At 44.2% G+C, this 11,059-nt stretch carries 8 protein-coding genes; 4 read left to right on the plus strand and 4 right to left on the minus strand.

Annotation, left to right across the window (positions count from 1 at the left end; all coding sequences use genetic code 11):
- Positions 1-82 precede the first annotated feature (82 nt).
- Positions 83-2,026, plus strand: a complete 1,944-nt coding sequence (gene acs, locus ACN6OV_RS00330) for an acetate--CoA ligase (protein WP_427948672.1) — start codon at positions 83-85, stop codon at positions 2,024-2,026.
- Positions 2,027-2,099: 73 nt separating this feature from the next.
- On the opposite strand, the gene ACN6OV_RS00335 is transcribed toward acs, so the two are convergent.
- Both ACN6OV_RS00335 and ACN6OV_RS00340 read right to left on the minus strand, forming a co-directional pair.
- Entirely contained in the window at positions 2,100-2,714 is a 615-nt protein-coding gene (locus ACN6OV_RS00335; protein ID WP_427948673.1) for a riboflavin synthase subunit alpha, read from the minus strand.
- Between the two features lie 122 nt (positions 2,715-2,836).
- Positions 2,837-4,255 (minus strand): cryptochrome/photolyase family protein, encoded by a 1,419-nt coding sequence (locus tag ACN6OV_RS00340; protein WP_427948675.1) that lies wholly within the window; start codon positions 4,253-4,255, stop codon positions 2,837-2,839.
- A 709-nt stretch (positions 4,256-4,964) separates the two neighbouring features.
- Here ACN6OV_RS00340 and ACN6OV_RS00345 point away from each other — a divergent pair.
- Positions 4,965-5,615: a response regulator gene (locus tag ACN6OV_RS00345; RefSeq protein WP_427948679.1), complete on the plus strand. Its 651-nt coding sequence runs from the start codon at positions 4,965-4,967 to the stop codon at positions 5,613-5,615.
- A gap of 72 nt (positions 5,616-5,687) precedes the next feature.
- Here the strand turns inward: ACN6OV_RS00345 and ACN6OV_RS00350 are convergent, their stop codons facing one another.
- Both ACN6OV_RS00350 and ACN6OV_RS00355 read right to left on the minus strand, forming a co-directional pair.
- Positions 5,688-6,437, minus strand: coding sequence for a hypothetical protein (locus tag ACN6OV_RS00350; RefSeq protein WP_427948681.1), 750 nt, complete (start codon positions 6,435-6,437; stop codon positions 5,688-5,690).
- Positions 6,438-6,882: 445 nt separating this feature from the next.
- Complete coding sequence (locus ACN6OV_RS00355; RefSeq protein ID WP_427948676.1) at positions 6,883-10,371, minus strand: hybrid sensor histidine kinase/response regulator; 3,489 nt, start codon at positions 10,369-10,371, stop codon at positions 6,883-6,885.
- A 183-nt stretch (positions 10,372-10,554) separates the two neighbouring features.
- Here ACN6OV_RS00355 and ACN6OV_RS00360 point away from each other — a divergent pair, with 183 nt between their 5' ends.
- Together ACN6OV_RS00360 and ACN6OV_RS00365 are read left to right on the plus strand one after the other, a co-directional pair.
- Positions 10,555-10,887, plus strand: coding sequence for a DUF485 domain-containing protein (locus ACN6OV_RS00360; RefSeq protein ID WP_427948677.1), 333 nt, complete (start codon positions 10,555-10,557; stop codon positions 10,885-10,887).
- A gap of 1 nt (position 10,888) precedes the next feature.
- Positions 10,889-11,059, plus strand: a 171-nt coding sequence (locus ACN6OV_RS00365; protein ID WP_427948682.1) for a hypothetical protein, incomplete at its 3' end; no start/stop codon positions are given.

Raw genomic sequence — 11,059 nt, forward strand, 5'->3', positions numbered from 1 at the left:
ATGGTTTTATGCAGCACATATAAAAGTAAAAACGTGGCATGGCATCTCGTGATGAGATGAATCAGATCAAGGAAAATACAATATGAAAGAGATCTATCCAGTACCTGAAAGTTTTAAAAAAACCGCGCGCATCAATGAGGCGGAGTACTTTGAGCGCTATCAAAAATCGATTGAACAACCGGATGAGTTTTGGGCAGAGCAGGCTCAAAAACTTGATTGGATCACGCCATTTACCCAAGTTAAAAATACCAACTTTAATCAAGATAATTTTAAAATTGAATGGTTTGCAGATGGTGAACTGAATGTCAGCGCCAACTGCTTAGATCGCTATTTAAAAGAACATCCACATAAACCGGCAATTATTTGGGAAGGGGATCATCCATCACGGCATAAAATTATGTCTTTTGAAGAATTGCATGACGAGACCTGCCGTTTTGCCAATGTCTTGAAAAAAAATGGTGTCAGCAAAGGTGATCGTGTGGTGCTGTATATGCCCATGATACCTGAAGCTGCAATTGCGATGCTGGCCTGTACTCGGATTGGGGCGGTGCATTGTGTGGTCTTTGGTGGCTTCTCACCAGATTCATTGGCAAGCCGGATTGAAGATAGTCAGGCTAAAGTGGTGATTACTGCGGATTGCGGTATGCGTGGGGGTAAACCGATTCCTTTAAAGGAAAATGTAGATACAGCGCTGAATTCCGCTGGAACCGACTCGGTACAAAAAGTGATTGTGGTGCATCGGACGGGTAACCCGATTGAAATGAAGCCTGAACGTGATCTGTGGTATCACATGGAAATCATGTCGGTTAATGACATTTGCCCACCTGAACCGATGAGTGCAGAAGATCCATTATTCATTTTATATACCTCGGGTTCGACAGGTAAGCCGAAAGGGGTGCTGCACACCACAGGCGGTTATCTCACTTATGTCAACTGTTCTTTCCGAGAAGTATTTGATTTAAAACAGGATGATGTATTTTGGTGTACCGCGGATGTGGGCTGGATTACGGGGCATTCTTATGTGTTGTATGGCCCATTATCGAATGGAACCACCACGGTAATGTTTGAAGGTGTGCCGCAGTATCCAAGTTGGGCACGGACCGGACATATAGTTGATAAACATAACATCACCATTTTATATACCGCACCAACGGCGATTCGCGCCATGATGCGTGAGGGCGATGCCTTTGTGCGTGAAAGTGACCGTAGTAGCTTGCGTCTACTCGGTTCAGTGGGTGAACCGATTAACCCAGAAGCGTGGAATTGGTACTACACCGTGGTCGGTGAAAGTCGCTGTCCGGTAGTGGACACATGGTGGCAAACGGAAACCGGTGGTTTCATGATTACTCCATTGCCCGGAGCGACTGATTTAAAACCGGGTTCTGCAACGCGTCCGTTCTTTGGCGTACAGCCTGCGATTGTGGATCCGGATGGCAAGGAACTGGAAGGTGTGGCCGAAGGTAACTTGGTAATTAAAGATTCTTGGCCGGGGCAGATGCGCACGATTTGGGGCGATCCGAAACGTTTTATTGAAGCCTATTTTTCTACTTATCCGGGGACGTATTTTACTGGAGATGGTGCGCGTCGAGATGAGTCGGGGTATTACTGGATCACAGGTCGTGTCGATGATGTACTAAATGTGTCGGGTCACCGTTTAGGGACTGCAGAAGTTGAAAGTGCCTTGGTGGCACATGAAGCCGTAGCGGAGGCAGCGGTTGTTGGCATGCCGCATGAGATTAAAGGACAAGGAATTTGTGCTTTTGTGACGTTGCAAGTTGGCATCGAAGAGACGGAGCAGCTACGTCAGGAACTGGTGGCGTGGGTCCGTAAAGTGTTGGGTCCTGTGGCGACTCCAGATGCTTTGTATTGGGCACCTGCCTTGCCGAAAACCCGTTCCGGTAAAATCATGCGTCGTATTTTAAGAAAAATTGCAGCTAATGAATTGGATACATTGGGTGATACCTCAACCTTGGCCGAGCCGCAGGTGGTGGAGCATTTAATTGCAACCGTCTATCCAAAATTATAGAGTTGTTTATAAGGTGGTGAACAAAAAATAAGCGTCTGCATAGAGGCGCTTATTTTTAACTTTTTACAATCAATTAACGCTGATGAATATTTTCCAACGTATCAACGAGGGTACGGGTTGTTTGGTCAATTTCATAATTCACAGCATCACCGATTTGAATCTCTTTCCATGTGGTGAGTCGTAGCGTTTCAGGAATCAGGTCAATTGAAATTTCTGCCGCTGTACGATCAACGCGGTTGACCGTTAGGCTACAACCGTTAAGTCCAATAAATCCCTTGAGGAAGAAGTATTTAATATTACCGTCAGGGATTTGAATATCCAGATGCAAGGTCTCACCATGTTTACGCAGATGTTTAACCTGTGCTGTGCCTTCAATATGGCCATATAAATTATGACCACCATTTTCCGCACCAACTTTGGCCGAGCGTTCAATATTGACTGCATCGCCTGCTTGCAGTGATTTTAGTGTGGTGAGGCTGTTGGTGAGATCCGAGACATCAAAGTGCACTTGATTGGACGCAAGATCAATATGAGTGGCGGTCAAGCACACGCCATTGATGGCCACACTGGCCCCAATGAATACATCGTGGAAAAAATTTTGATCATTGGAAATGACTAAGGTGCTAAAGCCATTGCCTTGACGTACTTCCAATACTTTTTCTAAACCTTGCACGATGCCTGTATACATGTGGGTCTCTTCAACTGTCTATTTTTGATCTATTGTAGGGATAAATGGGTGGCTCGGCTATCCTCTGTTGCGTGGAATAAACACCTGAACAATTCGATAATTTATCAGAGTAAATTAAGTCCTTAAAGTGCGCTAAATGTTTCAATAGCATGTAGGCGCGATTGTTTTAAATCCACAATGGGCAATGGATAAGCGAGTTCAGGTTGATATTTTTTCGCATGCGGGGCATGAATCTGCTTGGTATCCAAATGCGCCAATTCTGGCAGCCATTGTCTTAAATAATCACCTTCAGGGTCGAACTTTTGTGATTGGCTGATCGGATTAAAAACTCGGAAATAAGGAACGGCATCAGTTCCTGTTGATGCACACCATTGCCAGCCGCCATTATTGGCAGCCAAGTCTCCATCGACCAAATGTCGCATAAACCACTGCTCACCCAGACGCCAATCGATCAGCAAATTTTTGCTGAGAAACATTGCACAAATCATCCGCACTCGATTATGCATCCAACCCGTGGCCAAGAGTTGGCGCATGCCAGCATCGACAATTGGAATACCCGTTTGCCCCTGCTGCCAAGCCTGTAAATCATCGGGGGCATCGCGCCAATGGATTTGGGTGGTTTTCATTTGAAAGGGCTGATGTTTCGATACGCGTGGAAAATCAAACAGAATGTGTTGATAGAACTCGCGCCACAAGAGTTCATCTAGCCAAGTCTGCTGTCCTACATTTTCAAGATAAAAGTTGCCGTGCTGTTCGCGAAAAAGTGCTTGTAGACATTGCCGTATTGAAAGCATGCCTAAATTTAAACACATCCCGATACGACTGGTGCCATTTAAGGCAGGGAAATCACGCTCATCGGCATAATGTTCTACGCCATGTTGGATAAATTCATCCAAACTGTGCTGTGCATGTGCTTCACCAACTGGCCAAAGATCCATTTGCTGGGTAGAAAGTCCTTGAGGATAGAAGGAAGCAAGATCAAATTCCGTTTGCCAAAGAGGGTGTACTGCTAAAGGCGCTTGTGCATCTACCATGGGATAACAGCTGGGAACACTCAGGCTTAAACCTTCATAACATTTTTTTTTAAATGCGCCAAAGACTTGGTAGGGCTGACCAGATTGATTGCGAATACTGCCTACTGGGAAAATTGTCCGGTCATGGTACAACTCAACTTTAATGTTGTGTTCTTCCAATAGGTGTTGTACCTGCGCATCACGCTGTAATTCGTTGACGCCTAATTCAATATGCGCATGCACCGTCTGTATCTGTAAACTTTGGCTAATTTTCAGTAATTGGTCAGCAATGGCAGACCAACGCGGAATATGACGGATGATCAGCGGAATATTCAGTGCAGATAATTGATCACGGAGCTGGTCGAGTTGTTGCAGGTAGCAATGAATTTTAATGGGAGCATCATCATGTAGTACCCATTGTTCAGGACAAAGGGTGACGAAAGCAACGGTGTTGCCGGCCTGCATGGCATGCCACAGAGCAGTATGGTCGTGTAATCTTAAATCTTGTCGAAACCAAATCAGTTGCATGTCTTTAATTCATCCCTCATTTTGCGATTTTCAGTGTATAAAAAGGTTGAGCTTACGAAAAGGGCAATCATGATTTTCTTCGACTCCAATCATTAAGCATAAGGTTGATCTCGGTCTATTGCGTACAACTTTGTCCGTTTAGGCTTACACGGAGCGAGGGCATCGACGCTAGGCAGTGGCGAAGAATTTATCTAAGATGAACACATACAGGAACAGGACGTTCCAGAACAAAAACAAGAATAAATATGTTCAACATCAGGACTGTGAAGCGCGACAGGAGTTATGCTTAAGGACCTATACTGAAAAAGCTCGACAGGATGTCGGGCTTTTTCTTTATCTAGAGATTAAAAATCATCAAATAATTTGGTTCAATCGCATTCATAAAAAATGTCGATGGGCGGATATTGGTAAAATACTGAAATGCAGGCAAATACCACAATTTTTAGCAATTCTAGATTTTCAATGAGTTTTCTAGGTTTAAGTTTTTGAAATTTAAAAATATATTAGATTGAAGTGAATCCTTTACAAGGAGGGACCAAATTTTGATGAAAAGATGAGGTGATTGGAGAATTGATTGAAAATGGCCCAAAACCTTTATTTAAAATAGAAAATCAGCATTTTAAATACAAAAAAATAAGTTCTTGCATATCCTTCAATAGGATGTGTGGTTAGAATAGGGGTATTGTGCACAAGATCTTTCATGTTGCTTATGAATATTTTAATCGTTGATGATCACCCGCTGTTTCGTCATGCTTTAATTCAGGCGGTTCGTTACAGTTTGCCACAGGCGCAAATTCATGAGACTGCTGCAGTCAATGAGTGCTACGAAAGACTTGAAAATGGTCCTGAACCTGATCTGGTTTTGTTGGACTTAAACCTACCGGGAGCATCAGGCTTTTCTGCCTTGGTGCATATTCGCGCACAATACCCATCGATTCCGATTATTGTGGTTTCGGCGCATGAAGAAGTGTCGATTATTCAGCGTGCGATTGCGCATGGTGCGATGGGTTACATTCCAAAATCGGCACACCCAAGCCATATTGGTGAAGCGATTCGCCAAGTACTGGAAGGTGAAATCTGGTTACCACCAAACTTGCCAGCCAATATGAACTTTGATCCACGTGCAGCCGATGAAACCGCATTGGCAGAACGTATCCAGTCATTGACGCCGCAACAGTTCCGCGTGTTAATGATGGTGGCTGAAGGTTTATTGAATAAACAAATTGCTTATGAGCTAGATGTGTCTGAAGCGACCATTAAGGCGCACGTAACCGCAATTTTCCGTAAATTGGGCGTACAAAACCGAACCCAAGCAGTACTGGCAATTAATGCCTTGAATATTGAAGAAAAGAAAATCTAAAATTTCCTACCAAAAAAAGACCTCCATGATGGAGGTCTTTTTTTGGGGTGCTCTGTTCTGTGTCTCGCTTATTTAGGCAATATAGTCTTGTTTCGGGGTTAAATCGGTGCAGTATAGGGGATTCAGCGCACACTGTAATTCATCGATTTGTTCATCAGTGACAGAACCTTGTGCTTTTAAATAATCGGCAATACGCTCGTCGCGTAGACTTAAAAAAGCTGCATCATAAACGCCTAGGTCCACGAATAAAGCCGCAGTTTCGAGGCTGTTAAAGCGATCGAGATAGACCTCATTGTCATACATTAAGAAAATATGGTCTTGGACTGAATCGGCATGAATATGCAGACGCTCTGCCAGTTCAAACGGTGAGGTTTTGATAAACAATAAATCGGATAATTCATCAAATTGTGTTCTGTCGAGTTGGTCTTGATCTGATTTCACTTTACCCAACCATGCTTTGAATACCAACACGGCACCACCACGTAGCAACATGCTCCAAATTTGGTGACGTACTTCTTCATTGAGACAATCGCACTCTGCTTCTAAATTTTGCAGCAGTCGTTCTTCCTGTTCAGCGAGACGATCAAATAAACCTAAGCCTTGTGGTTTATAAGCATAAGGTGCAAAGACATCGAAATTTAAATCATCAAAGACTTGTAACGCGAGGGGGACAGCACTGTGATACAAGGTTTCGAGTGCTTCTACTTGAACGTTATTTAAATTGCTGTATTTAAATAATTTACGCCAATGAATTTCTGGCAAAATGGTGTTGACACCGTATTGGCGGTGGAACTGTAGATTTTGATCAAAACCATGCGGCATTGCTTTAGAGATATTCACAGTAAAACTCCTAATTGAGGGGACGATCAGCTTCTCAAAGGGAGTAAAAAGGTGTATTCAATCGACTGGAAACTGATCAAGGTCTAATCATTATTGTTAGATCGAAATATGGTTATTAAATATACGACTAAAGTTCTAATTTTGGTTTTTTAAAATAAAATATTGATATAAATCAATTATATTTTTAATTGTTACGAAGTGTGCAAATGTTCACTTATGTATCCAATATGTTTTGCCATAGGCAATTTGAATTTGATAATTTTGGTCAATATTTGTTTGATATTTCCGCCTATTTTTGAATGATTTTGCCTGTGAAATAGAATCTTTTGCCAACCACGTAAACTTAGGTAGTCAGCACGTAAAGAAAAGCCCATTTCATGTGACTGAAATGGGCAGTTTGTTCACATCGGATGTAAGAAAAAAATGACTACTGATTGGAAATTTTCAATCCAGATAACCATGAACGCAGTGATGCAGGTTTCAATGGTTTTTTCAGTAAGACAATATTCAGCTCTTTCAAACGTTGTGGTAGCTCAGGATCAGAGTCCGCCGTAATCAGGGCGACAGGCACTTTTTCCTGACGGTTGTCTAAAATAAAGTCGAGACCGATCTTGTTGTTATTCAAGTGTTGATCCACTAACCAGACTTGAATATTTTCTTGCTGGATCAAGGTCAATGCTTGCTCAGGCTCCGTCGCTTTAAACACTTGATAGCCCCATTTGGTCAGTAAGGTTGCCATACCTTCCAAAATGGTTTCATCATTGTCTAAGCATAGAATTTTATAGGCTTTGGTTTTCAGTGGCACGGCTTGCGTCGGTGCAGCCACCACTTTAGGTGCAGCGACTACAGGCACTTCAATCATAAAGCATGAACCATGGCCAAGTTTTGAATGGACATACACAGGATAGTCTAAAAGACTGGTCATACGCTGTACGATGGCCAACCCTAAACCTAAACCTTGTTCACCCCATGGTGAGGTGTGTCCACAGCGTTCAAACTCTTGGAACAGTTTAATCCGCTGTTCTTCGGCAATCCCCGGACCAGTATCCCAGACTCCGATGCGAATATGATTTGGACGCGCAGAGCGCAAAACCCCGACCACGACACGACCACGCGCGGTATAGCGCAACGCATTACTTACAAAGTTCTGAATAATTCGGCGAATCCATTGCGGGTCGGTATCAATCCAGAACTTGGCATCATGCACCGTCAGTTTAATATTGCGCTGTGCAGCAATCGATTTAAATTGCAGTTCAAGGTCACTCAGCAAATCGTGCAATGGATAAGGCTGACGTTTCGGCTGAATGGTTCCACCTTCCAAACGAGCAATATCCAGTAGAGCAGAGAGCATACTTTCTGCCCCATGTAGCGCACGATCCAGCTGTTGTAAGGTTTTACGATCCTCATCATTTTGTACACTTTGTTCCAGTGCTGTACTGAACAGACGTGCAGCATGCATCGGTTGCAACAAGTCATGACTGGCAGCCGCAATAAATCGGCTTTTCGACATATTGGCTTTGTCAGCTTGTTCACGTGCCAGTTGTTGTTCCGATAAAGCATCGGCCAACTGCTGAGTCCGATCCTGAACGCGACCTTCAAGCACGGCTTCATTTTCACGGAACGCGGTAATGTCGGCAAAGGTAGTTACGAAACCACCACCTTCAATCGGATTACCACGCATTTGAATCACTCGGCCATCTTTACGAATACGTTCAAATTCATGCGCACTACCGACCTGCATCCAATGCATGCGTTTACGTACATGTTCTTCTACCGAACCCGGACCACATTCACCGCGTTCGGCGTTATAGCGAATCAAATCGGAAATTGGACAGCCGACATAAACAATGTCTTTTGGATAATCAAACAGTTTTAAATATTGATTGTTCCAAGCGACCAAACACATATTTTCATCCACCACCGACACGCCTTGGGTCATGTGGTCGATCATGGTCATGATCAGGTTTTGGTTAAAGCGTTGCCACTGAGAGGCTTGGTCGAGGATGTTTGCAACCTGACCGAGGGCTAAACCATTATTCACCATGGCGGTGGTGAGTAAAGTGCGCGCAGATGCTGCACCAATCGTGCCGGCTAAATACTGCTCAGTAAAACGCCACCACATGCCGTTGGCGCTGCTATTTTCATTCAACACCACATTATTTTGGTCACAAAATTGGCTAAAGGCGCGCATGGTTGGGCCTTCACCAGTAATGCGTTTTGCCAAAGTGATTAAGTCACCGACTTTAAGGCGTGCCACATCATGATGAATATAGCTAATGTCATTGGACGAACTTTGTGTCGGTAACGGTTTAGTTTCGTAGTAAAAGAAACTTTCGGCCTGAATTTGCTCAGCCACACTAGGGCGAAATACGCGTGAAATCCAAATATACAGGGTGATGTTCAGACCTAAGGCCCAAACCACACCATGAGTTAAATGATCAAAGGATTCAAAACCGAGCAGTGCTTCGGGACGTAACCAACTTAGTCCGAAAGGTCCTTGATTTAACAAGTGCAGGGTAAATTCGTTGAATTGTGCCGGTAGGCTACGCAATACGGTCGGTAAGAGCAGGGTATAAGCCCACATACCAAAACCAACCAGTAGACCGGCATAGACCCCTTGCTTACTGCCACCACGCCAATATAAGCCACCAATGAGCGCAGGTGCGAATTGAGCCACCGCACTGAAGGCCAAGAGTCCAAAGACAGAGAGTTGGTCGATATCATTGAAGAAGTGGAAGAACAAAAAGCCCAGCAACATAACCGCTAAAATACATACGCGGCGGGTGAACTTAAGGACCAGTGGCAGGCGTTTGTCGTGGCGCGACAGCAAATTGGTCCGCCAAAGTGCAGGCATAATCAAGTCATTACTGAGCATGATGGAAAGCGCAACAGACGACACCAATAACATACCTGTGGAGGCTGAGAATCCCCCTAAGAAAGCCAAAAGGGTTAACCAGTCTTGGTTATAACTCAACGGCAATGACAATACAGCAACATCAGGAATGGCCAAATAGGCAGGAGCGGCATGTAAGGCCCAACTGGCAATTGGGATAATCGCAATGATAGTTAAAATCAGATAAACGGCAAACCAACGGCGAGCACCACGAATATGTTTTTCATCCCGTAGTTCAACCACGGCCACATGGAATTGGCGTGGCAAGCAAATAATCGCAAGGGCCGCCAATAAGGTCTGCACCCAAAAACTTTCTGGTACACCTCGAAGCTGAACATCTTTAAAGGTGGTGTTGATGTCATGGCTAATTTGCGCCATGTTGCTTGGGGATTCAAACACAAAGAAGAGTGCCACAGCCAGCAGCGCGAACAACTTCACAAAGGATTCAAATGCCACAGCCAACATGAGACCGCCATGCTGCTCGGTATTGGCAATTTGCCGTGTCCCAAACATCATGGCAAGAATGGCCAGTATTCCTGTAAGGAACAGGACACTATTAGTGGTGCCGGTCAAGCCTGCACTTGGCTCCAAAATCACCGTGGCGCTGAGTGCAATCGCGCGTAGTTGTAGGGCTAAATAGGGAATAATGGCGATGACGGCAAGGATCGTCACCAGAGAGGCCAAGGGGCCACTTTTACCATAACGTGCGGCAACAAAGTCAGCAATCGACGAAATAGCATGGTGCTGACGTACACGGCCGAGACGGCGCCAAATGTCATAACCCAAGGCGACAAAGAGCAAAGGCCCTAAGTAGATCGGTAGAAAAATAATCCCTTCGCGTACCGCAGCGCCAGTTGCGCCATAAAAGGTCCACGATGAACAATACACACCTAAAGTCAGGCTAAATAACAACATTCTGCCGCGAGTACTGAGCCGGCTGGCATGTTTTTCACCAAAAAATGCGCATACAAAAAGTAATGCAATATAAAGGGCCAGTACCCCGACGATAAGCCAACTATTCATAGTGCCTGCAGCATGTTAATTCGAGTGTAATGATAACGCATCCATAGGTTTAGGATGTTGATTGCTCAAAATTTAACGACCAAAGTCTAAATTACAAGATATAGGGAAGATTGGTAACTTTAGCTGCGAAAGAATTCAAATTACAAAATATTGGGCGCCAAGGTTCGGCGTAAGGAGAACATTATGGATGAGAGACAGGTAGAACAAATTCTACAAAATCCAAAATTTAAGGAAATGGTCAGTCGTAAAAGTAAATTGAGCTGGACATTGACCATCATCATGTTGGTGGTCTATGTCGGCTTTATGCTATTGGTTGGCTATAACAAAGAATTCTTAATGCAATCGGTGAGTGGTGGTGTGACCACGATTGGTATGCCATTGGGCTTGAGCATTATTGTGCTGTCTTTTGTATTGTGCGGTGTGTATTCATATATCGCGAACAACAAATTGGATACATTAAACCAAGAAGCAATGCGTGAAGTTGAAGCAATCGCTCATGAGAAAGGACCGCACTAAGATGAAATGGAATTCATTGAAAGCACAAGTGCTGGCTGCACCAGCATTGCTCATGTCGAGCATAGCAATGGCAGGACCTGATTTAGGTGCTGCAGAGCAACAGGCGACCAACTGGCATGCAATTATCATGTTTGCCATCTTTGTGGGCTTTACCTTACTGATCACCAAATGG

Origin of the sequence: Acinetobacter sp. (genome assembly GCF_050285345.1) — a bacterium.
Classification (GTDB): Bacteria; Pseudomonadota; Gammaproteobacteria; order Pseudomonadales; family Moraxellaceae; genus Acinetobacter.